The organism is Amycolatopsis roodepoortensis, assembly GCF_014873915.1.
GTDB classification, from domain to species: Bacteria; Actinomycetota; Actinomycetes; order Mycobacteriales; family Pseudonocardiaceae; genus Amycolatopsis; species Amycolatopsis roodepoortensis.
This window is the reverse complement of record NZ_JADBEJ010000008.1, coordinates 299,953-321,614: the sequence shown is the minus strand read 5'-3', so window position 1 is coordinate 321,614 and position 21,662 is coordinate 299,953. Positions and strand designations below refer to the sequence as shown.

The window sequence follows — 21,662 nt, the reverse complement described above, 5'->3', positions numbered from 1 at the left end:
ATGCTGTCCTCGGGTCAGCTGCTGGCCGACCGGTACAAGCTGACGAACCGGATCGCCGTCGGCGGGATGGGCGAGGTCTGGCAGGCCAGTGACACGCGGCTGGACCGGACGGTCGCGGTCAAGATCCTCAAGGCGGAGCTGTCCGGCGACGCGGAGTTCCTGCACCGGTTCCGGACCGAGGCGCGGATGACGGCGTCGCTGAACCACCCCGGCATCGCCGCGGTGCACGACTACGGCGAGACGGTCGCGGACGAGCTGTCGATCGCGTATCTGGTGATGGAGCTGGTCGAGGGCGATCCGCTGGCCGCCATCATCACCCGCGAAGGACGGCTGAACGCCGAGCGCACCCTGGACATCCTGGAGCAGGCCGGTAACGCGCTGCAGGCCGCGCACGAAACAGGTCTCGTGCACCGGGACGTCAAACCGGGCAACATCATGGTGACCCCGGCCGGACAGGTGAAGATCACCGACTTCGGTGTCGCGAAAGCCGCCGACGCCGCCCCCGTGACCAGATCCGGCATGGTGATGGGCACCGCCCACTACATCGCGCCCGAACAGGCGCTCGGGCACAACGCCGAACCGGCGAGCGACGTCTACTCGCTGGCCGTCTGCGGCTACGAATGCCTCACCGGGCACCGGCCGTTCCTTTCGGAGAACGCGGTGACCGTCGCGATGATGCACATCCGCGACCTCCCGCCGCCGCTGCCGCCGGACGTGCCGCCGGGCGCCCGCGCGGTCATCGAGGCGACCCTGATCAAGGATCCGCGACAGCGGTACAACAGCGGTGGCGAGTTCGCCGCCGCGGTGGCCGCGGTCCGCGCCGGGCTTCCGCTGCCGACGCCGTCGGGGCTGGTCAACGTGGCCTATTCGGCAGGCCAGCCCGTGCTGCCGCAGCAGGTCCCGCCCGGCCCACATTCGCCGCCGAACCCGATGGTGGCCGTCGGGCCGGCGTCGCATCCGGCGATGCACCCGGTCGGCGGCCCGCCGCCGATGGCGGTCCGCCGCCTGCCGGGCAGACGGCCACAATGGGGCTGGTGGGTGCTGCTCGCGGTGATCCTGATCGCAGTACTGGTGGCAGGAGCCTTCCTCATCGTGAGACTGGTCGGTTCGGGCAACGGACCGCAGTCGGGCGGCGTGGAAACGAGTGAACAGGTGCCGGCTCCGGGTAAGAAGTCTGAAGGTCCTCCGCCGACATCCGCCTACCCGGCGGTGCCGACGGAGGGCGGCACCGAGGAGCCGGCCGGACAGGCGAATCCGGGAATGATGAGCAGCAAACCTTGGACGGAATGGAACGGCACGCAGAGATGAGCACACCAAGACTGCTCAGCAACCGCTACGAGCTGGGCGAAACGCTCGGCTACGGAGGCATGTCGGAGGTCCACCACGGCCACGACGTGCGCCTGGGCCGGGAGGTGGCGATCAAGATCCTGCGTGCCGACCTGGCGCGGGATCCCCAGTTCCAAGAACGTTTCCGTCGCGAGGCACAGAACGCGGCGGCACTGAACCACCCGGCGATCGTCGCCGTCTACGACACCGGCGAGACGAACACCGAGTTCGGCCCGCTGCCCTACATCGTCATGGAGTACGTCGAAGGACGGACCCTGCGCGACATCGTGAAGACCGAAGGGCCGATGTCGCAGAAGCGGGCGATGGAGGTCATGGCCGACGTCTGCGCGGCACTGGACTTCTCGCACCGGCACGGCATCGTGCACCGCGACGTCAAACCGGCGAACGTGATGATCACGAAGAACGGCGCCGTCAAGGTGATGGACTTCGGCATCGCGCGCGCCATGCACGACGGGCAGTCCGCGATGACGCAGACCGCCGCGGTGATCGGCACGGCGCAGTACCTCTCGCCGGAGCAGGCGCGCGGTGAGTCCGTCGACGCGCGTTCCGACGTCTACGCCGCCGGTTGTGTGCTGTACGAACTCATCACCGGCGAGCCGCCCTTCACCGGCGACTCGCCCGTCGCGGTGGCGTACCAGCACGTCCGGGAAGACCCGAACCCGCCGTCGTCGGTGAACCCCGCCGTGGCGCCCGAGCTCGACGCCGTCGTGCTCAAGGCGCTCGCGAAGGGCCCGGCGAACCGCTACCAGTCGTCGGCGGAGATGCGTTCGGACCTGGTCCGCACGCTGTCCGGCCAGCGTCCGGCCGCGCCGATGGTGATGTCGGAGGACGAGCGCACCCAGGTCATGGACTCCGACCGCCGGGTGCCGCCGCGCTACGACCAGTACGAGGAAGACGAAGAGGACCCGGCCGCGAAGAAGAAGCGGCGTGCCTGGCTCATCGCCGGTCTCGTGGTGTCGCTGGCCGCCGTGGTGCTGCTGATCATGTGGCTGATGGGCGCGTTCCAGGGCACCGGCGCGGAGAGCAAGGCGATCCCGAAGGTGGTCGGGCAGTCCGAGGTCTCGGCGAAGGACACGCTGCGCGGCGCCGGCTTCAACTCGCTCGACACCAAGAAGGTCACTTGCACCGGCGAGGCCGTGAACGGCCAGCCCGCCTGCGACGACAACCAGATCGACAAGGTCATCGCGATCAACCCCGCCGAGGGCCAGATGACGCCGACCACGGACAAGATCACGCTGACCGTCGGTGCGAAACCGGGCAAGGTCAAGACCCCCGACCTCAAGGGCAAGAGCGTGGCCGAAGCCACGGCCGCGCTGACCGAGGCCGGTCTGAAGCTCGGCGCGACCACCGAGGAAGAGACCGAAGACACCAACGAGGCCGGCAAGGTCATCTCGCAGAACCCGGCTTCGCAGGCCGAGGTCGACCAGGGTTCGAAGGTCGACATCACGGTCGGCAAGTCCAAGGAACTGAAGACGGTCCCGAACTACAAGGGCAAGACTCAGGCCGAGGCCGAAGCCGGGTTGAAGGCGGCCGGGTTCACCCCGCAGACCACCAACGTGGACTCCGACCAGCCCAAGGGCACGGTGCTGGAGCAGACCCCGAACGGCGGCAAGCTGGCCGTCGGCAGCGTGGTCAAGCTGTCGGTGTCGAACGGCAGCCAGGAGACCTTCGACATGCCGAACCTGAAGGGCATGACGGAGGAAGAGGCGACGCGGCAGCTGCAGCAGCTGGGCTGGTCCGGCCGGCTGGACACGCAGGCCGACAAGAACGGTGACCCGGATCAGGCGGGCAGGGTCAGCAAGACCAACCCGCAGGCCGGTGCGAAGATCGCGAAGAACGCTCCGGTCACGCTGTTCATCGTCGAAGGCGATGAGACGCCGACGACGACGTCGAGCTCGCGGCTCTTTCCGCCTGGCTGATCGATAGTCGAGCAAGAGGGCCCCGCACGGTTCCGTGCGGGGCCCTTCTCATGCCGGCTGATCTCGTCAAAAGAGGCCTGTTGAGAGATAAGACAAGCGTGGCGCGGTCGGTTGCAGGTGGTCGAAGGCTCCCATCGCCGCATCAGGGCGCCAAGCTGTCCAGAAGTCCTTGATAGGCCTCCTGAATCCGCCCGGCCCTGGTGTGCACCACGACCGCCTTCGGTCGCGTCGCGACGAGTTCCACGAGCCTGTCGTACATCGCCGCGAGCTGTCCGGGCCCGCCCAGCATCTCGTGCGCCTCGACGTGTTCGGGCTCGGCTGCGGCGCGGGTGCGCTCGGCGAATCGCCGGAGCACGTTGTCCTTGGTGTCGAGAAGGACGATCTCGTGAAACCCTGCGGCCGTCTCCCCGGCGAGCGTTTCCAGCCGTTCGAGGAAATCGGCGCGGCCGAGGAACTGCGGGACGATCACGTCGTGGCCCGCGAGCAGATGGGTCCGCGCGGCGCTCACGGCGAGGTGGCGGGCGAGCGTTCCGGCTTTCGCGGGGTCGTCGCGCCAGGCGCCGAGCAGGCCTCGGATCCGGTCGATGTCGAGATTCAACGTCAACAGATGATCTTCGGCGTACCGCCGGGCGAGCGTCGACTTCCCGCAGGCGGGCGGGCCGTTGAGCACGATGAGACGCGGCATCAGGCGTTGCGGCGCCACAGATGTCCGACGGCCGTCGCGCTCAGCAGCAGGACGGCGACCGACGCCACCGCGGCCACCGTGAACGGGACGGCCAGCGGTTCTTGCGAGGTCAGGGCGCGCAGCAACGGGTTGGCCAGCGGCAGCCATTTCACCAAGAGGACCGCCGCGAGCGCGAAGATCGCCGCCAAGACCGACCAACCGATGCGCGGAACCAGCAGCCGCGAACAGGGCAGCCCGATCGCGATACCGAACAGCGCGCACAGCGTGTGTGCCGCGGCGCCGAGAGCGAGGGCGCCGATGGGGAAGCCGCCCGACCGGAGGCCCGACCAGGCCAGCGTCACGACGGTCAGCACGGCGGCGCAGGCGAACACGGCCAGGGTGGCACCGCCGAGGACCGATCGCCAGCGTCGCGCGTGGCTGAAGGTCACCAGTCGCTGGACCGGGTCTTCGACGTCGAGCATCGCGATGGTCAGCCAGCACGAGACCACCAGGAGCGAACCCGCGCTGATCCCGTACTGCGGCAGTAGCGGCGACTTCGGATCCGTGTAGAGCACGGTGTTCACCGCGAGGTAGGCGAGGATCGCGGGAAGGTAGCGCTGGGAATGCCCGAGCAGCGCGAGGTAGTAGCGGGTCATGGCGAGCACGGCGCCACCTCCCGGACCGAGAAGCCGCGGTTGAGCGCGCGCAGCAGGACCGCGTCCGTGTGCCCGGCTTCGACGGTCAAGGTGACCTTCCCGCCTTCGGCCACGGCTTGGCTGACGCCCGGTTCCGAGGACCAGTCGCCGTCGGGCCCGTGCAGGACGATCCTCGTCGCGCCTTCTTCGACGTGGGTCAGCAGGCCGTCGTCCATCCGGTAGACGACGTCGGCATGGGCGTGCACGACGGCCGCGCGGTGGTCGGTGAAGACCACGCTCGCGCCCCGTTCCTTGGTCTCGGCGACGAGTTCACCGAGCACCGTGTGGGCCTCGACGTCGAGCCCGGACCAGGGCTCGTCGAGGATCAGCAGCTCCGGCTCGGCGAGGACCGCCTGCGCGAGACCGACTTTCTGGGCGTTGCCCTTCGACAGGGTCCGCAGGGGCGCGTCCGGGCCGCCGACCAGCGCCAGCCGGTCCAGCAGCGGATCGATCGCCGACAAGTCGACATGGCCGTCGATGCGGGCCATATGCCGCAGGTACGCCCGCGCGCTCATCCGCTGTCCCGCCGGGAAGCGGTCCGGCAGGTAGCCGACCCGCGGACTGCCCACGACGTTTCCCGAAGTCACCCGGGAAAGTGCCGCGAGGATCCTGAGCAGCGTCGACTTCCCCGAACCGTTCGAGCCCAGGACACCGACCACGCGACCCGCCGGGATGTCGAGGTCGACGTCGGCGAGCACGGGTTCACCGCGGCCGTAGCGCTTACCGACTCCTTCGAGCCGGATCAGCGAGGTCACGCAGCAGCGGCCTTCTGCAGCGCGCGGGTCTCCTGTTCGAGCTCGTTGACCCTGGCGTCGGGGACCGGGTGCCCGGCCGAAGCCATCCAGTTCGCCAGCATCCGGTGCCCACCCTGGGTGAGCACGGATTCGGGGTGGAACTGGACACCTTCGAGCGGCAGCTCACGGTGACGCATGCCCATCACGACACCGGACTCGGTGCGCCCAGTGATCTCGAACACGGCGTCGTCGATGGTTTCGGGCAAAACGGTCAGCGAGTGATACCGCGTGGCGGTGAATTCCGAGGGGAGCCCGGCGAGCACCCCGTCGCCCGAATGGTGGACTTGACTGGTCTTGCCGTGCAGCAGTTCCGGGGCGCGGTCGACGGTGGCGCCGAAGACGACGCCGAGGGCCTGGTGGCCGAGGCAGACGCCGAGCATCGGGATGCGCTTCTCGGCGCATTCACGGATGACCTCCATGCTCTGACCAGCGCGTTCCGGGGTTCCGGGGCCGGGAGAGACGAGCACCGCGTCGAACTCGCCGAGCTTGTCGAGCTCCACCACGTCGTTCCGCCAGACGGTGCAGCCGGCGCCGAGCTGGGCCAGGTACTGGACCAGGTTGTAGACAAAACTGTCGTAGTTGTCGACGACGAGCACGCGCATGAAGCCAGCTTAGCGGCTCCCAGCAGGTGGACCGTACGCCAGATCACAATGATTGTTAGGGCTACCTAACTTACCGTGGTAGGAGTGAGCCGTTCTCTTCGTGTAGCCATCGTGGGTGCCGGTCCGGCCGGCATCTACGCCGCCGACATCCTCGACAAGTCCGACGCCGACGTGACGATCGACCTGTTCGAGCGCATGCCGGCGCCGTTCGGGCTGATCCGGTACGGCGTCGCGCCCGACCACCCCCGGATCAAGGGCATCGTCACCGCCCTGCACAAGGTCCTCGACAAGCCGAACATCCGGCTGCTGGGCAACGTCGACTACGGGACCGACCTGAAGCTCGACGACCTGCGCCAGTTCTACGACGCGGTGATCTTCTCGACCGGCGCCATGGCCGACCGCGCGCTCGACATCCCCGGGATCGACCTCGACGGCAGCTACGGCGCCGCCGACTTCGTCTCCTGGTACGACGGGCACCCCGACGTGCCGCGCACCTGGCCGCTGAACGCGACCTCGGTCGCGGTCCTCGGGGTCGGGAACGTGGCGCTCGACGTGGCGCGGATCCTCGCGAAGACCGCCGACGAGCTGCTGAGCACCGACATCCCGGACAACGTCTACCAGGGGCTGAAGGCCAGCCCGGTCACCGACGTGCACGTGTTCGGCCGTCGCGGCCCGGCGCAGGCGAAGTTCACGCCCCTGGAGCTGCGCGAGCTGGACCACTCGCCGAACGTCGAGGTCATCGTCTACCCCGAGGACATCGAGTTCGACGAGGGCAGCATCGCCGCGCTGCGGGCGTCGAAGCAGATCGACATGGTCGTGAAGACGCTGCAGGAGTGGGCGATCCGCGACCAGGGCGACCGGCCGAAGCGGCTGCACCTGCACTTCCTGCACTCGCCGTGCGAGATCGTCGGCGAAGACGGCAAGGTGACCGGCCTGCGGACCGAGCGCACCGAACTCACCGGTGACGGCAACGTGCGTGGCACCGGCGAATTCCACGACTGGGACGTCCAGGCCGTCTACCGCGCGGTGGGCTACCTGTCGTCGCATCTGCCGGAGATCCCGTTCGACCACACCACCGGCACCGTGCCGAACCAGGCGGGCCGGGTGCTGGACATCGACGAGGAGCAGGTGCCGGGCGTCTACGTGACCGGCTGGATCAAACGCGGCCCGGTCGGTCTCATCGGCCACACCAAGGGCGACGCGGCCGAAACCATCGCGAGCCTGCTGGCCGACGCCGACGACCTCACGGCTCCGGCCGTCGAGGACCCCGACGCGATCCTCGGCTTCCTGACCGAACGCGGCGTTCCCTTCACCACCTGGGAGGGCTGGGGCAAGCTCGACGCCCACGAGAAGTCGCTCGGCGTCCCGCACGGCCGGGAACGCGTGAAGGTCGTCGAGCGCGACGAGATGACCCGCATCTCGCGCTCCTGACAACTGCGCGTGAAGGCCCCCTTCCCTCGGCTGAGTCGAGGGAAGGGGGCCTTCACGCTGAGCCGAGGTAAGTCAGGACCGCGAGGACCCGGCGGTTCGTGTCGTCCGAAGCGACGATGCCGAGCTTCGCGAAGATGTTCGCGGTGTGCTTCCCCACCGCGCCCTCGCTGAAGTGCAGCCGCGAAGCGATGGCCGCGTTGGAGCAGCCCTCTGCCATCAGCCCGAGCACCTCGCGTTCGCGCGAGGTCAGCGCGGAAAGGGGGTCGGAAGCGTTGCCCGCCACCAGTTTCGCGATCACTTCGGGATCCATCGCGGTCCCGCCACCGGCCACCCGTCGCACCGCGTCGACGAACTGGTCCGCGTTGAACACGCGGTCCTTCAGCAGATAGCCGATCGCGCCGGCGCCGTCGGCCAGCAGTTCTCGCGCGTAGAGCTGCTCGACGTGTTGTGACAGAACGAGAATCGGCAACCCGGGGATGTCTCGCCGTACGGCCAGCGCGACCTGAAGTCCTTCGTCGGTGAGTGTCGGCGGCATCCGGACGTCGACGACCGAAACGTCGGGCCGGTGCGTGCGCAGCGCCCGGTCCAGCTCCGGCCCGGTGCCCACCGCCTCGACGACGTCGAAACCGTGCGCGGTCAGCAAATGCGTCAAGCCGTCTCGGAGGAGGTACTGGTCCTCGGCGACGACGCATCGGGGTCGAGCTGGCACGGGATCTCCATGATCGCCTTCGTCGGCCCGCCGGGCGGGCTGGTCAGAGCAAAACTACCGTCGAAGGCGCCCAGCCTGCGTTCGATCCCGCGAATCCCGCTCCCCCGGGCCGCGTTCGCGCCGCCCTTGCCGTCGTCGGTCACCTCGATCCGCAACAGACCGTCCTCGTAACCCAGTTCGATCGACACTCGCCGCGCCTCGCCGTGCTTCGCGGCGTTGCCCAGCAACTCGCTGACCGCGAAGTACGCGCACGCCTCGGCGGGCTGCTCCAGCCGAGGCAGGACCCCGTTCACCGACGCCCGCAGCGGACTGTCCAGCGCCATCGCCCGCACCGCGTCACCGAGCCCGCGCTCGGACAACACCGGCGGGTGAATCCCGCGCACCAGCAGCCGTAACTCGGTCAGTGTCTCGGACGACGTCTGCCGCAGCTCGACCGCCAGCCGTTTCGCCGCGGCCGGGTCGCTGTCGATCAGAGCCTCGACCGCGCCCAGCTTCATCCCCATCGCGACGAGCCGCGACTGGACGCCGTCATGCAGATCGCGCTCGATACGCCGCAGCTCGGCGGCCTGCGCGACCGACGCGTCGGTCCGTGTCTGCTTCAGCCGTTCGACACGCTGCGCCAGCCGCGAAGCCTCTGTCGGCCCGAGAAGCAGCTTCGCGAAACGCGCTCCCGAGCGGGCCAGCCACGGCGCCGCGAGTAGCCCGGCGATGATCGCAGCCACCGCGACGGGAGTCAGCGCGAGCGCTTGCCCGACAGGCCGCCACACCCACAGCGCCACCACAGCCAAGAGGCCGGAGAACACGAGTGCCGCGGTCGGCACCACCATCAGCAGTAACACCACCGAGTCGACCACCGCGGCTGCCAGGTCGCGCCACGTCGCCCGGTCTCGTATGACCCAGCGCAAACGCGCCAGCCGCGCCGGCCACCACGGTGTGTCGTACAGCTGCCGTCCGTACTGGTACATCCCATCCGCCCGGGGGACGGGGAACGGCGGCTCCGGCAGATACGGCCGGTCGATCCGCACCCCGGTCCAGGTCTTGGCCTCGCGGCGCAGGGTGTCGGTCACCGTGCGACCGGCGACGACCATCGTCGGGAACAGCGGAGACGGCCAGATCAGGCTGAGCAGCGTCGGGATCGCCATCCCCAGTTGCGCGACCGAAAGCGCGAACAGGCCCAGCTGGAATCCCAGCGCCTTCGACCCGCTCCTCAACCGGCCGTCCCCGGCGCGAGCCGGGCGGGGTCCGAGCCACCAGCGCGTCCACTTCCCGTACAGCCGGAGTGCGCGCGGCCCGCACAGCAGCACCGCGGGCATCAGCAGCAGGCCCGCGACCGGATTCCACAGCTGCCAGCCGAGGTCACGTCCGGTCGCGGGATCGTCGGAGATCCACTCGAACCGTTTGGTCCACTTGATGAACCACGACCGCTTGAACAGGCTGTTCCCGTCGCGGTACCAGCCGTCGCGCTCGCGTTCCGGTTCCGGCGGCGCCGGCCGGTAAGGCGGTTCGACGTCGACACCGCACCAGCGTCCGGCCAGCCGCCTCGTGAGCGCGGCGCGCGGACGCGTCCCTTCGAGTGCCAGCGTGTAGGCGAAGACCAGGCCGACACAGAGCAGGCAGAAACCCACCAGTTCGAGCAGCAGGTCCAGCCAGCTCACCAGCGCCAAGCCCGCGAGCGCGAAGCCCCGGCGCACTGAGGTGAGGTAGGTGCGGATCATGCGGCGAAGTCTTCCCCACCGGCCCGGCCCGGCACAGTGACCGCAGGCCCCCGGTCAGGGTGGGTCCAGCCCCACCCCGGTTGTGGGTTCAGCGCCATTCTGGCCAAGTCCGTTGCGCCATAACGTTTTTCGCATGCCACTCATCGAAGTCAGCAACCTCCGCAAGACGTACGGGGAGCGCGTCGCGGTCGACGACGTTTCGTTCCACGTGGAACAGGGCGAGATCTTCGGGATCCTCGGGACCAACGGCGCGGGCAAGACCACCACGGTCGAATGCCTCCAGGGCCTGCGGACTCCGGACTCCGGCACCATGTCGGTCCTCGGTCTCGACCCGGGCAAGGACCACACCGCGCTGCGGCAGCGCCTCGGCTCGCAGCTCCAGGAGAGCCGCCTGCCGGACAAGATCAAGGTCCACGAGGCGCTCGACCTCTACGCGTCCTTCTACGCGAATCCCGCCGACACCGGCGACCTGCTCGCGAAGCTGGGCCTCACCGGGCAGCGGGACCAGTACTTCGGCAAGCTTTCCGGCGGCCAGAAGCAGCGCGTCTCGATCGCGCTCGCGTTGGTCGGCCGCCCCGAGGTCGCCGTCCTCGACGAGCTGACCACCGGACTGGACCCGCACGCCCGCCGCGACACCTGGAAGCTCGTCGAGACCGTGCGCGACGCCGGTGTCACCGTCCTGCTCGTCACGCATTTCATGGACGAGGCCGAACGCCTCTGCGACCGCCTCGCGATCTTCGACGCCGGCCGCGTGGTCGCCACCGGCACCCCGGCCGAACTCCGCGACCGCGCCGGGAAATCCACTTTGGACGAAGCCTTCGTGACCCTGACCGGCCGCGACTGATCCGAGGAGACGGAAATGAACACGCTCGCCAAGATCACCCTCACCGAAACGAAACTCGCTTTCCGCACACCCGGCTTCGTCCTCGGCGGGCTGCTCCTGCCGACGGCCATCACGGCCGTGCTCGGGGCGATTCCCGGCATTCGCGCGGAGAGCGGAACGACGACCGGGATGCGCTTCCTCGACGCCTGGGTGCCGTCGATGATCGTGCTGACCATGGCCATGATGGGCCTGCAGGCGATCCCCGGGATCATCGCGTCGTACCGCGAACAGGGCATCCTCCGCCGCTTCGCCACCACGCCGGTGCACCCGGCCCAGCTGCTGGTGGCACAGCTGATCATCAACGTCACCGTGACGATCGGCGGCGTCGGCATCCTCCTCGTGACGGCGGGCGTGGTCTTCGACGTCCCCAGCCCGCGTCACCCGCTCGGCTTCCTGCTGACGTTCGTCCTCGGCACGACCGCGATCTTCGGCCTCGGCCTGATCGCCGCGGCGGTCGCCAAGACCAGCCGCGCCGCGGGCGGGATCGCGTTGATCGCCTACGTCCCGATCATGTTCCTCGGCGGCGTCTGGCTGCCGCGCCCGTTGCTGCCGGAGGTCGTCCGGGACATCGGCGCGTACGTCCCGCCAGGGGTGAAGGCCCTCGAAGACGCGTGGACCGGCACCGGCGCGCAGCCGCTGCAACTCGCCGTTCTGGCGGCTTTCGCGGTGGGCAGTTGTGTCGTGGCGGCGAAGCTCTTTCGCTGGGAGTGACGGCCGCTTCCGCCAAAGTGGTGATGATGATCGTTTTCTCTTGTGGCTTGGCCCGCGGGTGAGTAGTCAGGAAGACGGCCCACGTTCACTGTGTCTCTCTCGGAGGTCCGATGTCTCTGGATGTATCGCCCGCGCTGCTGGAGAAGGCCGAGCGCGGGGAGGTCTCCGACGCCGAATTCGTCGCCTGTGTCCGGGAATCCCTGCCCTACGCCTGGACCGTGATCACCGGTGTCATCGCGGAGGCCGAAGGCGCGGCCGACGGGTTCGCCGACAACGAGACGCCGCCGCCGAGCGAGGCCGAACGCGGCCAGTTGCTGCGGGCGCTGGCCTCGGACTCCATCCGCGGCGGACTGGAGCGGCACTTCGGGGTGAAGCTCGCGTTCCAGAACTGCCACCGCGTCGCCGCGTTCAAACCGTCCCAAGTGGACAGTGATCGCTACCGCGCGTTCATCTCGGTGCGCGGTCAGCTGCTGAACCAGAGCCCGGAACTGCGCGACTGCTAGCCCCTTCGCAGCGCGGGGAGGACTTCTTCCCCGATCCGCGCGATGTTCTCGAGCGTTCCCTCCGGCGTACCGGACGCTTCCACCATCATGATCACGTGGGAGACCCCGGTACGCCGGATGCTCGTTCCCAGCCGGTCGACGCAGTACTCCACGCCGCCGATCGGGTGCATCTCGCACAGCTTGTCGGTGTAGGAGACCGGATCCTTGTCCAGCCCCCGCTTGCCGTCGAGGTACACGTGCCCGGCGAATCCCTCTTTCAGGGAACCCGGCAACGCGGAGCGCACGACGTCCAGCGCGTCGTCCCCGACCTGGCACATCACCGTCGAGACGTGTTCGGCGGCGGAATCCCCGTACGCGGCAAGGGTTTCGATCTTGCCGTCGTCGTCGGTGTGCAGCCCGAGCAGCATCGGCAGGCCGCGATCGGCGGCGAGCCGGACCGCGCGTGAGCCGGCATCGCCGCAGGCCACGACCATGCGTGGCGCGCGCTCCGGCCGCGGCACCATCGGCACCTCGCGGAACTCGAAATGCTCACCCTTGGCCGAGACGGTCTTCGACGTCATCGCCGTGAGCAGCAGGTCGAGGCTCTCCTCGAACCCGGTTTCGTAGCGGGCCGCGCCGGTGCCGAAGACCTCCAGGTCCTGCCACGGCCCGCCCCGGCCGACGCCGATCCGCAGGCGTCCGCCGGAAACCGCGTCGAGCAGCGACCACTGTTCGGCGAGCGCCACCGGATGCGCGACCGACAGCACGCTCACCGCGGTGCCGACGGCGATCCGCTCGGTGCGGCCGAGCACGTGCGCGGCGAGGGTGATCGCGGACGGGCAGACGCCGTACGGCATGAAGTGGTGCTCGGCGAACCACACGTCGTCGAACCCGGCCCGTTCCGCGGCGATGGCGGCGTCGACCGACCGGCGCAGGACATCGGCGTCCTCCTGGCCGGGAAACCGGCCGGAGACGAGAAAGACTCCGAATCGCATACCTACTGGACCGAAACCTCGTTGAACCACAGGCGCGGTTCCAGCCACGGGAAGACGACGAACATCAGCAGCGCCACGACCCCGAGCGCCAGCACGACCGCCGTCATGAGCTTCACCGCGAAGGGCCCCGGCAGCTTGCGCCAGATCCAGCCGTACATCAGCGCGCCTCCGAGATCTTGGGCAGGAGTTCGGCGTAGGTGCCGACCTGGTTCTTCGGCACCTGCTGAGCCAGCACCGCGTGGATGATGAGCCGTTCCTTCGCCGAGAACTTCGGGTGACACGTCGTCAGCGTGAGCAGCGAGACCTGGTCGGCCTTCGGCAGGATCCCCGGGTCCTTGTACGGCACCGGGTTCACCGTGTCGCCCTTGGTCGGGAACACGATGCGGCGGCCGTTGGTCTCGCCGTAGGCGCCGCCGTCGACGGCGTTCGGGTCACGCAGGGTCCCGACGTTCTTGCACTTCGGCTGCGCGCCCTTGCCCGCCGCCCAGCCTTCGACCTCGTCCTTGTACGGCAGCACCTTGTAGATGTAGAAGTCGGTCTGCGTCTCGATGATGATCTGGTCGCACGAGCTGAGGTTGTCCAGGTCGTTGAACGGCGCACCCTTGCCGACCCGGTGGCCGGCGATGGCGAAGTTGCCCGGCTCGCCCGGCAGCGCCGTGCCCTTGTAGTGGCCGGGACCGACTTCGAGCGCGGCCTCGGTGGTGCCTTCCTGGATGGTGAAGTTGAAGTCGGCGCCGAACACCGGGATGTGGATCCTGGCGAACGCCTTCCCGTCGACCAGGTCCGGATGCAGCTGCCGGTCCTTGCCCCACTCGCCGTCCAGCTCCGAACTGGCCTCGGACTGTTTGTTCGCGGAGAAGAGGTCGGTCACGTAGACCTCGTAGACCATGAACAGCAGCACCACGAGGCCCGCGGTGATGAGGAGCTCGCCGACGGTCCTGATGGCGGCGCCGCCCTTGCCCAGTTCGCGCGGCGGACGTTCTTCGGTCGCGGTGCCGCCGCCGACCGGTTCGAAGACGACGGTCTCCTCGGTCGACCCGGGCGGAGGCGCGGGACGACGTCGAGGCGGCGGCGCGTCCGTCCGGCGGCGCGGCGGCGGCGGTCCGTCGTACGCCCTGCCCTCCGGCGGCCTCCGGCGAGGCACCGGCGCCGCTCCCTGGGCACGGCGGGGCGGAATCGCGTCCTCCGGCCTACGCCGGGGGGCCGGACGGCCTCCGCCGGGGGGTCGTTCGGGGTGGCGCCGTCGGTCCCCACCCGGCTCTTCCCGCTCAGCCACGCAAGCTCCTCAGTCTCGAACCAAGCCGCAGTGTCGAACCAGCACAATGTCGAACCGTGTGTGACACCAGTGTCACAGTGCGGGAAATCGACCGGTCCCGGACGGTGCCCAGCGGCGCTCGTTTACGTTAACGTGTGCACGTGGCGCTGGTTGCGCACCCGAAAGCGGGTCATCGCCACCAGGGAAGCCGAACAGTACGCGAGGAACACGATGCCGAAGTCCAAGGTCCGCAAGAAGACGGCGTACACCCCGCCGACCGACCGCCGCACGCCGGTGAAGGTCAAGGCGGCGGGCCCGTCGAACCTGTTCTACAAGATCGTGATGTTCGGCCTCATGTTGATCGGCCTGTTGTGGCTGGTCGTCAACTACATCGCGGGCGACAAGATCCCCTTCATGGCGGATCTGGGCAACACGAACTTCGCCATCGGTTTCGCGCTGATGATCGCCGGGTTGCTCATGACGATGCGGTGGCGGTGAGCATTACCCCGGTTGGCGGCTTGACGCCTAATTACACCGGTGTGACTCATCCCCAGTGTGGATAACCCCTGTGGATAACTACCCCACCTCTTGGGCGCCGCAGCAGAACGTTGTGGTAGTGGCCTGGGTGATCACCCTGTTGTTGCTGGCAGGCGTGCTGTGGCTGGCCTTCGGCGGCGACGTCGGCGGCACCGTCCTGACCGGGGTGGCGATGCTGTCCGTGGGCGCTCTCGCGCTGCACGGCACTCTGCTCCGTCCCCGGCTCGCCGCCGGACCCGACGGAATCCTGGCCAGGACCGTCGGCGGCGCGCACCGCTACTCCTGGTCCGAAGCCCGGCTGCGGTTGCGCACGACGCGACGGCTCGGCCGGGACAACCTGACCCTCGAGGTCGAATCCGGCGACCACCTGCTGGTGTTCGGCCGGATCGACCTCGGTGAGGACCCCAGGGACGTCCTGGACGTCCTCACCGCCCTCAAGGGTCAGGCGTTGTCGTAGTAGTGGACGTCGCCGTTCGGGCCGTGTGACCAGCCCGGGACGGCCGGGCCGACCGCGGGCGGCGCGTACTCCCCGAAGATCTCGTACGGCGCGGCCGGCGAGCAGATCGGGTTGATCTTGACGACGCAGTTCCGCAGCGACCCGCTGAACTTCGCCTTGACGTGGCGGGGCCGCTGGTCCTCGACCACGGCCGAACCCGCGGTGATCTCCCAGCCGGTCGCCGCGCCCGGCCCCGTCGTGCCGACGGTCTGCGTCGCCGCCGACGAAGTCACGCCGGGGTCGCCAAAGCAGATTTTCAACGCCGAATCGACGTAGGCGACACGCAGGGTGATCGTGCTGCCGGAGCCGAGGAAATAGCGTTTGGTGTAGGTGTGGCAGATCTCGGCGGCTTGCCCGGCCTGCGCGACCGAAGGTGCCAGAGCCGTGGCCAGCGCGGCGACGGCGGCGAGAGCTGCTGCTTTCCGGATCTTCATCTCAACCCCCAAGTTGATGATGTGAATGATCAACTCGAAGGTACCCGGAAAAGTTGCTTCTCCACCGGGTAATCGGATGACCCACTCGGGGGAACCGAGGGCTACTCCGGGTAACAGATGTACGTCGGTGCCCCCCGGCTGGTGGTGAGCTCACAGGACGCGGAAATCGTCTGCGCGTCCTTCCAGGCGATGAGCCCGATCATCGCCACCACGACGATCGCGATCCCGCCGAGCTGCCATTTCAGCCGGTTCTTGTCCGGGGCGTACAGCAGCGCGAAGGTGACCAGGAGCCCGGCGACGAAACCACCGGCGTGCCCGAGGATGGAGATACCGGGCACCTGGAACGTGATGAAGACGTTCAGGCCGAGGATCACCAGCAGCCAGGTCGGATTGAGCCTGAGCTTGATGACGATGACCGTGTACGCGCCGATGAGCCCGAAGATGGCGCCGGACGCGCCGACCACCGGGACGGCGTCGAGATCGCTGAAGACCAGGTTCGCGGCCGAACCGCCGAGCATCGAGACGAAGTAGAGCACCGTGAACGGCACGCGGCCGAGCGCGGTCTCCAGCGGGCGGCCGACGAACCACAGCGAGAACGCGTTGCTCGCGATGTGCAGCAGGCCGAACTGGAGGAAGCCCGAGGTGAATACCCGCCACCATTCACCGGCGGCCAGGGTCGCCGGATTCCACAGCTGGCCGAGCTGGAAGAGCTCCGAGAAGTTGTTGTTCGTGACACTGCCGGCCTGCGCGACCGTCACGAAGAAGATGATGACGTTGAGCGCCAGGAGGACAGGCGTCACGACAGCCGTCTGAACGGGCTGTGCGCCCGCGAGCGTGCGCGCGCCGTACCCGGCGTCGCGGTACTGCTTCTGCTGGACGCGGTCCTGCTGCCGTCCTGCCTGGATGCAGTCCGTGCAGTGGAAGCCGACGGCGGCTTCGCGCAGGCAATCCGGGCAGGCCGGACGACCGCAGCGTGAACAGCTCAGCCCGGTCTGACGGTTCGGGTGCCACCAGCAGCCGGGCATGGCGGCCTGCTGGTACTGGGGATTCGGTGGTTGGCTCACGATGCCACCAACCTACCGAAATCCCCAGTGACAGGCTCTCTGATCAGCCCTCGCGGCTGATGCTGACCTTCTCGATGACGATGTCGTTCAGCGGACGGTCGGCCGGACCGGTCGCCGTGCGGCCGATCGCGTCGACGACGTCGCGGGAAGCCTGGTCCGCGACCTCGCCGAAGATGGTGTGCTTGAAGTTCAGGTGCGTCGTCGGCGCGACGGTGATGAAGAACTGCGAGCCGTTGGTGCCGGGTCCGGCGTTGGCCATGGCCAGCAGGTACGGCTTGGAGAACTGGAGCTCCGGGTGGAACTCGTCGCCGAACTTGTAGCCGGGGCCGCCGCGGCCGGTGCCGGTCGGGTCGCCGCCCTGCAGCATGAAACCGTCGATGACGCGGTGGAAGATCGACCCGTTGTAGAACGGGCCCGAGTTCGTGCCCTGAGCGTTGGGCTGGGTGTACTCCTTGCTGCCCTCGGCGAGCCCGACGAAGTTCGCGACCGTCTTCGGCGCGTGGTCGGGGAACAGGTTCAGGTTGATGTCACCCTGGTTGGTGTGCAGAGTGGCCTTCAGCGCGCCACCAACGAGGGATCCCTTGCTTTCAGTCACGAGCTTCATCGTGCCATCTGCGGCAAGATCTGGGGAAAAGGGGCACGATAGGTTACAAGCAACGAAGCAGAATCAAAACGATTGATGAGGTGAAGGCCATGACCCGGGCCGCAGATTCGGTGAGCGAGTCGGCGAAGGCCGGCGCGCTCGGCCTGCGCAAACGTGCCGTCGAGGCGGGTAAGGAAGCCACCGCCCACGCCGTGGAGGTAGCCGAGCAGAAGCTCTCCGAGAGCGCCGGTGAGATCGCTAAGACCAGCCGTCGCGCGCGCAAGAAGCTCGCGAAGAAGACGGAACTGACCCGCAAGGAGCTCAAGCGCAGCTCCAAGGCGGCTCGCAAGGAGGCGCTGGCGAGGATTTCCGAGATGCGGAAGCCGGGCCGCAAGGCCCGCAAGGCCGCCATCCTGGCCGCGAAGTCCGCCGGTGAGTCCAAGCGCCGGGGCAAGAAGGACTTCAAGGCGGCGAAGAAGGACTTCAAGGCCGCGCTCGTCGAGGCGAAGTCCGCCGCCAAGGGGACGCGCAAGCGTCGCCGCTGGCCGTGGGTGATCGGTATCGCCGTCGTCGGTGCCGGTGCCGCCTACGCGCTGCGTTCCAAGCAGGAGCCGCCGGTCGCGCCCGCGCCGCCGAAGGCTCCGCCCGCTCCTCCGGCGAAGCCCGCGGCTCCGGCCGCGGCCGCTCCGAAACCCGCTCCGGCGAAGCCTGCCGCTCCCGCGAAGCCCGCTGCTTCCGGCCCGGCCGGTGGTTCGGGTGCGGGTTCGGGTGCGGCCAAGCCCGCGGCGCCGAAGAACGGGCACCAGGCTTCGAACGCCTCCGCCGACAAGAAGAACTGACGCTTCACCCATATCTGCTATCGCGAAACGGGTCGCCCGGGACCGCAGTCCGGCCCTGGGCGGCCCTTTCACGTTCCGGTGAGTTCGTAGCCCGCTTCTTCGACGGCGGCGCGGACGTCGGCGATGTCGAGGTCCTGGTCGCTGGACACGGTGACCGTGTCATCGTCGACGTCCACCGCCACGGCGGTGACACCCGCGATGCTCTCGATCTCCTCGGCGACGAAACCCGCGCAGTGGCCGCAGGCCATTCCGCGCACGGCGTAGGTGCGCGCGCTCATTTCGCCGGCACGGTGCGGGTGAGCGTGTGTCCCCGGCGCATCCGGCCGTCCGGGGTGAACTCCCCGAAGAAATAGACCTCCATCGTGAGGTCCTTGCCCCGGTTCGTCACGTACAGGGTGCTCCGCGCGGCGATCCGGTCGCCGTCAGCCACTGCTTCGTGCACTTCCATCCGCCCCGTGGGCCGGTTCTTGCGGACCGGGCGGGTGTGCGCGATGAGCTTCTCCCGGTCCATCCGGTGCCCGTCGGCGATCTGCACGATGTCGGGCGTGTGATGGCGGTCGACGATCACGCCCGCGTCTTCGTCGCTGTTCACGAGCTCGTCGTGGAAGGACGCGTGGAAATCCGCGATGAACTTCTTCGGATCGGTGCCGTGGAAGGGCGTCATGGTGCTCCCCAAGCCGCATGAACTATCTCTTACACGATGTAAGATATCCGCTGGACGCGAAGTTTGACAAGGCGTAAGAAATACGAAGGGGCGCCGTCACCCTCGACGTGATGTCGAGAGCGGACGGCGCCCCTTCGGGTGTTCGGCTCAGCGCGTGGCTGAACGGGTCACGCGGTCGCGGCGTGCTTGTCGATCAGCTGGCCGAGGCGGGGAAGGGCCTCCTCGACGTTCTTCTTGCCGTTCGGGCGCAGCTTCGAGTAGACCTTCTTGATGCTGTCGCGGCTGCTCTTCTCGGCGCGCGAGTCGGTGACCGACAGGAGCGCGTCCGAGGCCTCGTCGCTGCGGCTGACCAGGTAGGCACCGAAGTCGTTGCCGCCCTTGGCCTTGTAGTCGCCGTAGAACGGCTCGAGGGCCACGGTGAAGTCGTCGAGCAGGGTGTCGACGGCGGCGGGGATGATGCCCGGCTTGATCTTCTTGACGGCGGCGAAGCCGGTCTTCACGACGGCACCCGAAACGCCGCCCTTGTCCGAGACCTCGGCGTCGACGAGACCTTCGAAGTCGCTCACGACCGCCGGGCGACGGCTGGAGTCGAGCAAGATTTCCTTGAGGGTGTCAGCCACGAAACCTGTCCTTTTGTCTTATGGGGAGAAATGATCTTTTGTGCCGCCGAGCCACACCGCAAGGCGGCCTCCGCCGGATCTGGCGCCCGCGCTGGTCCCGCGAAACCTCGCGCGTGCGGCACAGGGTAGTACAAGATCAACTTCACTCTGACGTGTGGATACCACTACCTAGAGCTTCAGCTCACCGATAGCCTCCTTCGCCACCGTACGTGCTTTGATGCTCTGCTTCTGGTTGGTGGTCACGACTACCGCGTTCCCACCTTTCGCGACGGCGTAAACGGCGCCTTCGCCGGAAGGCTGGTAACCGCCCTTCCAGCCAGCCGGTTCGTCGGCCGGGTTCGAGGTGTCGATGGGCGCGGCCTGATCCACCAGCGCCTTGGCCACGGCGGGTTCGCCGACGTACACGCGCACGGTGAGCTGCAGTTTCCCGCTCAGCGCATAGAAGAAACACGTCGGATGCGGCTGATCGGCCGAGGTCTTGACCTTGGAGACCTTCTGCCCGTTGGCGTCCGAGACGAAATCGTTGCCGAGGTACGGGCACGGGCCCTTGCCGGTGGGTTCCGGGGCCGGCGGGATGCTGGGCGCCGCGGTCTTCGACGGCGCCGGCGAACTCGCCGCGGGCGGCGGCTGTTCCGTCGGCCCGCAGGCCGCCAGCAGCGGCACGACGAGCGGCAAGATCAGAAGACGTCGCATAGTGGCGTCCAGTGAAGCAGATCGCCGTTTTCGTGCGACGATGGCGCTGCGCGAGGAAGTCTTCGGGAGGGTCAGTGCTCAGCAAGGAGCAGTACCTGGGTGCGGTGGCAGAGCGTATCCAGCGCAGCGGGGGCAGGCTGAACACCGTCCAGATCGGCCCGAGCGCGGCCGTCGTGGGCCTGTTCACCGAATCCGTGATGATGTCGACGATGAACTACTGCGTGGTCGCCGCGGCGATCCCGGAGGTCACCGCGCCCGCGTTGTACGACTTCACCAGGCTGGCGACGCAGCACGCGCGCGCGAACGTGATGGGCACGGTCGGCTGGACGGCCGCTTCGGTGGTCATCGCCGGGCTGATCGGCGACCGCGTGTACCCGGACGCCGCGCAGGCCGCGTCGGCGAAGTCCGGCAACCAGTTCGGCGGCGAGACGCGCATGGTGGCCGTCGACGTTTCCGCGGCGCAGATGTACGCGTTCGTCGGCGGGAAGCTGTGGGGCGCGGCGGTGCAGGGTTCGGTGAACGCGAAGCTGACGTTCTGTTTCCCGCAGCCCGCCGAGGTCTATCAGCAGGTGCAGTGGGCGCAGTCGCAGGGCCAGCAGCCGCCCATGCCGCCCGGTCCGCCTCAGCCGCCGCCCGGTCAGCAGCCGCCTCCCGGCTGGCAGCCGCAGCAGCCACCGCCGCCGCAGTACCCGGTCGGGCCGCCGCCCGCGCAGGGTCCGCCGCCGGGTCAGCATCCGCCGCACTATCCGCCGCCCGCGCCGGGTTATCCGCCGCAGCGCCCGCCGGGGTACTGATGAACCGCACGTTGCGCGGCTGGCCGTCGTTCCCCCAGGAGCTTCCGGAGTTCGACACCGAGGCCGCACCGGAGACCCCGCGTGAGCTTTTCCTGGAATGGCTCGAAGAAGCGGGCGAACACGTCCTGGCGCCGCACGCGGTCACTATGTCCACAGTGGACTCCGAGGGCATCCCGGACGCACGGGTGGTGATCCTCAAGGACGTCGACGGGGACACCTGGGCGGTCGCGACGAGTTCCGAGAGCCCGAAAGGTGTTCAGCTGGCGAAGAATCCGTTCGCCGCGCTGACCTTCTTCTGGCCGGGGCGAGGCCGTCAGGTGCGCCTGCGCGGCCCGGTCTCGCCCGCCGATCCCGGGGTGTCCGCCGCCGATTTCACCGCCCGGCCGCCGGCTTCCCAGGTGGAGGCGTTCATCGGCAGGCAGTCCCAGGTGCTCGAAGACCCGGCCGATCTCGACCGCGCGGCCGCGGAAGCGGAGCGATGGGTCGAGGAGAATCCCGGCGTGGCACCGGAAACCTGGACCCGCTATCTGGTGACGCCGTCCGAAGTGGAGTTCTGGCAGGCGAGCCACGACCGGCGGCACAAGCGGCTCCGCTACCGGCGCGAGAACGGAAGCTGGCGCACCGAACGCCTCTGGCCGTAAACGGTAACTGGGAACGACGATCGTCGGGTTGTCGTGGATGATTCACGTCGGCGACGGTGAACGCCCACCTTGTCCCCAGATCGTTCGGAGGCGAA

27 protein-coding genes are annotated in these 21,662 nt (G+C 68.5%); 11 read left to right on the top strand and 16 right to left on the bottom strand.

Annotated features, from left to right (window positions below; genetic code table 11):
- Together H4W30_RS39145 and pknB are read left to right on the top strand one after the other, a co-directional pair.
- Positions 1 to 1,308, top strand: a complete 1,308-nt coding sequence (locus H4W30_RS39145) for a protein kinase domain-containing protein (protein WP_192747338.1) — start codon at positions 1 to 3, stop codon at positions 1,306 to 1,308.
- The gene (gene pknB, locus H4W30_RS39140; RefSeq protein WP_192747984.1) at positions 1,305 to 3,266 is read left to right on the top strand and encodes a Stk1 family PASTA domain-containing Ser/Thr kinase; all 1,962 of its coding nucleotides are present in this window, start codon (positions 1,305 to 1,307) and stop codon (positions 3,264 to 3,266) included. Before H4W30_RS39145 ends, pknB begins: the two co-directional genes overlap by 4 nt.
- A 142-nt stretch (positions 3,267 to 3,408) precedes the next feature.
- Here pknB and H4W30_RS39135 read toward each other — a convergent pair whose 3' ends face one another.
- Genes H4W30_RS39135 through H4W30_RS39120 form a run of 4 tightly spaced genes read right to left on the bottom strand, consistent with a single transcriptional unit; the run spans position 3,409 to position 6,021 of the window.
- Complete coding sequence (locus H4W30_RS39135) at positions 3,409 to 3,951, bottom strand: AAA family ATPase (RefSeq protein WP_192747337.1); 543 nt, start codon at positions 3,949 to 3,951, stop codon at positions 3,409 to 3,411.
- Complete coding sequence (locus H4W30_RS39130; RefSeq protein WP_192747336.1) at positions 3,951 to 4,595, bottom strand: hypothetical protein; 645 nt, start codon at positions 4,593 to 4,595, stop codon at positions 3,951 to 3,953. Before H4W30_RS39130 ends, H4W30_RS39135 begins: the two co-directional genes overlap by 1 nt.
- The gene (locus tag H4W30_RS39125) at positions 4,583 to 5,380 is read right to left on the bottom strand and encodes an ATP-binding cassette domain-containing protein (RefSeq protein WP_192747335.1); all 798 of its coding nucleotides are present in this window, start codon (positions 5,378 to 5,380) and stop codon (positions 4,583 to 4,585) included. The genes H4W30_RS39130 and H4W30_RS39125 overlap by 13 nt, the downstream gene beginning before the upstream one ends.
- Entirely contained in the window at positions 5,377 to 6,021 is a 645-nt protein-coding gene (locus H4W30_RS39120) for an aminodeoxychorismate/anthranilate synthase component II (protein WP_192747334.1), read from the bottom strand. Before H4W30_RS39120 ends, H4W30_RS39125 begins: the two co-directional genes overlap by 4 nt.
- A gap of 111 nt (positions 6,022 to 6,132) precedes the next feature.
- Here H4W30_RS39120 and H4W30_RS39115 point away from each other — a divergent pair, with 111 nt between their 5' ends.
- Positions 6,133 to 7,452: an FAD-dependent oxidoreductase gene (locus tag H4W30_RS39115; RefSeq protein ID WP_192747983.1), complete on the top strand. Its 1,320-nt coding sequence runs from the start codon at positions 6,133 to 6,135 to the stop codon at positions 7,450 to 7,452.
- A 52-nt stretch (positions 7,453 to 7,504) separates the two neighbouring features.
- On the opposite strand, the gene H4W30_RS39110 is transcribed toward H4W30_RS39115, so the two are convergent.
- Together H4W30_RS39110 and H4W30_RS39105 are read right to left on the bottom strand one after the other, a co-directional pair.
- Positions 7,505 to 8,161 (bottom strand): response regulator transcription factor, encoded by a 657-nt coding sequence (locus tag H4W30_RS39110; protein ID WP_192747333.1) that lies wholly within the window; start codon positions 8,159 to 8,161, stop codon positions 7,505 to 7,507.
- On the bottom strand, positions 8,101 to 9,876 hold the full coding sequence (locus H4W30_RS39105; RefSeq protein WP_192747332.1) for a sensor histidine kinase: 1,776 nt from the start codon (positions 9,874 to 9,876) through the stop codon (positions 8,101 to 8,103). The genes H4W30_RS39110 and H4W30_RS39105 overlap by 61 nt, the downstream gene beginning before the upstream one ends.
- Before the next feature lie 133 nt (positions 9,877 to 10,009).
- On the opposite strand from H4W30_RS39105, the gene H4W30_RS39100 reads away from it, so the two are divergent.
- The 3 genes from H4W30_RS39100 (at position 10,010) to H4W30_RS39090 (ending at position 11,973) form a co-directional block, all read left to right on the top strand.
- On the top strand, positions 10,010 to 10,720 hold the full coding sequence (locus H4W30_RS39100; protein ID WP_192747331.1) for an ABC transporter ATP-binding protein: 711 nt from the start codon (positions 10,010 to 10,012) through the stop codon (positions 10,718 to 10,720).
- A 15-nt stretch (positions 10,721 to 10,735) separates the two neighbouring features.
- On the top strand, positions 10,736 to 11,470 hold the full coding sequence (locus H4W30_RS39095; protein WP_192747330.1) for an ABC transporter permease: 735 nt from the start codon (positions 10,736 to 10,738) through the stop codon (positions 11,468 to 11,470).
- Positions 11,471 to 11,580: 110 nt separating this feature from the next.
- Positions 11,581 to 11,973, top strand: a complete 393-nt coding sequence (locus H4W30_RS39090) for an SCO5389 family protein (protein ID WP_034321968.1) — start codon at positions 11,581 to 11,583, stop codon at positions 11,971 to 11,973.
- On the opposite strand, the gene H4W30_RS39085 is transcribed toward H4W30_RS39090, so the two are convergent.
- The 3 genes from H4W30_RS39085 to H4W30_RS39075 are packed head-to-tail and all read right to left on the bottom strand — an operon-like array spanning position 11,970 to position 14,091.
- A complete protein-coding gene (locus tag H4W30_RS39085) occupies positions 11,970 to 12,947 on the bottom strand; it encodes an LLM class flavin-dependent oxidoreductase (protein WP_192747329.1) in 978 nt (325 codons plus the stop codon). The genes H4W30_RS39090 and H4W30_RS39085 overlap by 4 nt on opposite strands.
- A gap of 2 nt (positions 12,948 to 12,949) precedes the next feature.
- Positions 12,950 to 13,105, bottom strand: a complete 156-nt coding sequence (locus H4W30_RS39080; protein WP_192747328.1) for a hypothetical protein — start codon at positions 13,103 to 13,105, stop codon at positions 12,950 to 12,952.
- Positions 13,105 to 14,091, bottom strand: a complete 987-nt coding sequence (locus H4W30_RS39075; protein ID WP_378234491.1) for a class E sortase — start codon at positions 14,089 to 14,091, stop codon at positions 13,105 to 13,107. The genes H4W30_RS39080 and H4W30_RS39075 overlap by 1 nt, the downstream gene beginning before the upstream one ends.
- Before the next feature lie 342 nt (positions 14,092 to 14,433).
- Between H4W30_RS39075 and crgA the strand changes: the two genes are divergently transcribed.
- The gene (crgA, locus tag H4W30_RS39070) at positions 14,434 to 14,700 is read left to right on the top strand and encodes a cell division protein CrgA (RefSeq protein ID WP_126734831.1); all 267 of its coding nucleotides are present in this window, start codon (positions 14,434 to 14,436) and stop codon (positions 14,698 to 14,700) included.
- 118 nt (positions 14,701 to 14,818) lie between these two features.
- Positions 14,819 to 15,196, top strand: a complete 378-nt coding sequence (locus H4W30_RS39065; RefSeq protein ID WP_192747326.1) for a PH domain-containing protein — start codon at positions 14,819 to 14,821, stop codon at positions 15,194 to 15,196.
- Here H4W30_RS39065 and H4W30_RS39060 read toward each other — a convergent pair.
- The 3 genes from H4W30_RS39060 to H4W30_RS39050 all read right to left on the bottom strand — a co-directional run bounded on the left by H4W30_RS39060 (position 15,181) and on the right by H4W30_RS39050 (position 17,337).
- Positions 15,181 to 15,669, bottom strand: coding sequence for a hypothetical protein (locus H4W30_RS39060; protein WP_192747325.1), 489 nt, complete (start codon positions 15,667 to 15,669; stop codon positions 15,181 to 15,183). The genes H4W30_RS39065 and H4W30_RS39060 overlap by 16 nt on opposite strands.
- 101 nt (positions 15,670 to 15,770) lie before the next feature.
- Complete coding sequence (locus H4W30_RS39055; protein ID WP_192747324.1) at positions 15,771 to 16,733, bottom strand: rhomboid family intramembrane serine protease; 963 nt, start codon at positions 16,731 to 16,733, stop codon at positions 15,771 to 15,773.
- Positions 16,734 to 16,776: 43 nt separating this feature from the next.
- A complete protein-coding gene (locus H4W30_RS39050) occupies positions 16,777 to 17,337 on the bottom strand; it encodes a peptidylprolyl isomerase (RefSeq protein ID WP_192747323.1) in 561 nt (186 codons plus the stop codon).
- An 89-nt stretch (positions 17,338 to 17,426) separates the two neighbouring features.
- Here H4W30_RS39050 and H4W30_RS39045 point away from each other — a divergent pair, with 89 nt between their 5' ends.
- Entirely contained in the window at positions 17,427 to 18,155 is a 729-nt protein-coding gene (locus H4W30_RS39045) for a hypothetical protein (protein WP_192747322.1), read from the top strand.
- 68 nt (positions 18,156 to 18,223) lie between these two features.
- On the opposite strand, the gene H4W30_RS39040 is transcribed toward H4W30_RS39045, so the two are convergent.
- The 4 genes from H4W30_RS39040 to H4W30_RS39025 form a co-directional block, all read right to left on the bottom strand.
- A complete protein-coding gene (locus H4W30_RS39040; protein ID WP_192747321.1) occupies positions 18,224 to 18,433 on the bottom strand; it encodes a heavy-metal-associated domain-containing protein in 210 nt (69 codons plus the stop codon).
- Positions 18,430 to 18,819, bottom strand: a complete 390-nt coding sequence (locus H4W30_RS39035; protein WP_192747320.1) for a nuclear transport factor 2 family protein — start codon at positions 18,817 to 18,819, stop codon at positions 18,430 to 18,432. Before H4W30_RS39035 ends, H4W30_RS39040 begins: the two co-directional genes overlap by 4 nt.
- A 167-nt stretch (positions 18,820 to 18,986) precedes the next feature.
- A complete protein-coding gene (locus H4W30_RS39030) occupies positions 18,987 to 19,439 on the bottom strand; it encodes a DUF6918 family protein (RefSeq protein WP_192747319.1) in 453 nt (150 codons plus the stop codon).
- Between the two features lie 168 nt (positions 19,440 to 19,607).
- On the bottom strand, positions 19,608 to 20,132 hold the full coding sequence (locus H4W30_RS39025) for a DUF2020 domain-containing protein (protein WP_192747318.1): 525 nt from the start codon (positions 20,130 to 20,132) through the stop codon (positions 19,608 to 19,610).
- Between the two features lie 74 nt (positions 20,133 to 20,206).
- On the opposite strand from H4W30_RS39025, the gene H4W30_RS39020 reads away from it, so the two are divergent.
- Together H4W30_RS39020 and H4W30_RS39015 are read left to right on the top strand one after the other, a co-directional pair.
- A complete protein-coding gene (locus H4W30_RS39020) occupies positions 20,207 to 20,926 on the top strand; it encodes a hypothetical protein (RefSeq protein WP_126734775.1) in 720 nt (239 codons plus the stop codon).
- Positions 20,926 to 21,567: a pyridoxine/pyridoxamine 5'-phosphate oxidase gene (locus H4W30_RS39015; protein WP_192747317.1), complete on the top strand. Its 642-nt coding sequence runs from the start codon at positions 20,926 to 20,928 to the stop codon at positions 21,565 to 21,567. Before H4W30_RS39020 ends, H4W30_RS39015 begins: the two co-directional genes overlap by 1 nt.
- Positions 21,568 to 21,662 lie beyond the last annotated feature (95 nt).

What these genes read in the sequence shown, in the direction of transcription:
- H4W30_RS39145 (WP_192747338.1), top strand. Translation starts at nt 1, where the DNA reads ATGCTGTCCTCGGGTCAGCTGCTGGCCGACCGGTACAAGCTGACGAAC.
- pknB (WP_192747984.1), top strand. Translation starts at nt 1,305, where the DNA reads ATGAGCACACCAAGACTGCTCAGCAACCGCTACGAGCTGGGCGAAACG.
- H4W30_RS39135 (WP_192747337.1), bottom strand. Translation starts at nt 3,951, where the DNA reads ATGCCGCGTCTCATCGTGCTCAACGGCCCGCCCGCCTGCGGGAAGTCG.
- H4W30_RS39120 (WP_192747334.1), bottom strand. Translation starts at nt 6,021, where the DNA reads ATGCGCGTGCTCGTCGTCGACAACTACGACAGTTTTGTCTACAACCTG.
- H4W30_RS39105 (WP_192747332.1), bottom strand. Translation starts at nt 9,876, where the DNA reads ATGATCCGCACCTACCTCACCTCAGTGCGCCGGGGCTTCGCGCTCGCG.
- H4W30_RS39100 (WP_192747331.1), top strand. Translation starts at nt 10,010, where the DNA reads ATGCCACTCATCGAAGTCAGCAACCTCCGCAAGACGTACGGGGAGCGC.
- H4W30_RS39095 (WP_192747330.1), top strand. Translation starts at nt 10,736, where the DNA reads ATGAACACGCTCGCCAAGATCACCCTCACCGAAACGAAACTCGCTTTC.
- H4W30_RS39090 (WP_034321968.1), top strand. Translation starts at nt 11,581, where the DNA reads ATGTCTCTGGATGTATCGCCCGCGCTGCTGGAGAAGGCCGAGCGCGGG.
- H4W30_RS39085 (WP_192747329.1), bottom strand. Translation starts at nt 12,947, where the DNA reads ATGCGATTCGGAGTCTTTCTCGTCTCCGGCCGGTTTCCCGGCCAGGAG.
- H4W30_RS39080 (WP_192747328.1), bottom strand. Translation starts at nt 13,105, where the DNA reads ATGTACGGCTGGATCTGGCGCAAGCTGCCGGGGCCCTTCGCGGTGAAG.
- crgA (WP_126734831.1), top strand. Translation starts at nt 14,434, where the DNA reads ATGCCGAAGTCCAAGGTCCGCAAGAAGACGGCGTACACCCCGCCGACC.
- H4W30_RS39060 (WP_192747325.1), bottom strand. Translation starts at nt 15,669, where the DNA reads ATGAAGATCCGGAAAGCAGCAGCTCTCGCCGCCGTCGCCGCGCTGGCC.
- H4W30_RS39050 (WP_192747323.1), bottom strand. Translation starts at nt 17,337, where the DNA reads ATGAAGCTCGTGACTGAAAGCAAGGGATCCCTCGTTGGTGGCGCGCTG.
- H4W30_RS39045 (WP_192747322.1), top strand. Translation starts at nt 17,427, where the DNA reads ATGACCCGGGCCGCAGATTCGGTGAGCGAGTCGGCGAAGGCCGGCGCG.
- H4W30_RS39040 (WP_192747321.1), bottom strand. Translation starts at nt 18,433, where the DNA reads ATGAGCGCGCGCACCTACGCCGTGCGCGGAATGGCCTGCGGCCACTGC.
- H4W30_RS39035 (WP_192747320.1), bottom strand. Translation starts at nt 18,819, where the DNA reads ATGACGCCCTTCCACGGCACCGATCCGAAGAAGTTCATCGCGGATTTC.
- H4W30_RS39025 (WP_192747318.1), bottom strand. Translation starts at nt 20,132, where the DNA reads ATGCGACGTCTTCTGATCTTGCCGCTCGTCGTGCCGCTGCTGGCGGCC.
- H4W30_RS39015 (WP_192747317.1), top strand. Translation starts at nt 20,926, where the DNA reads ATGAACCGCACGTTGCGCGGCTGGCCGTCGTTCCCCCAGGAGCTTCCG.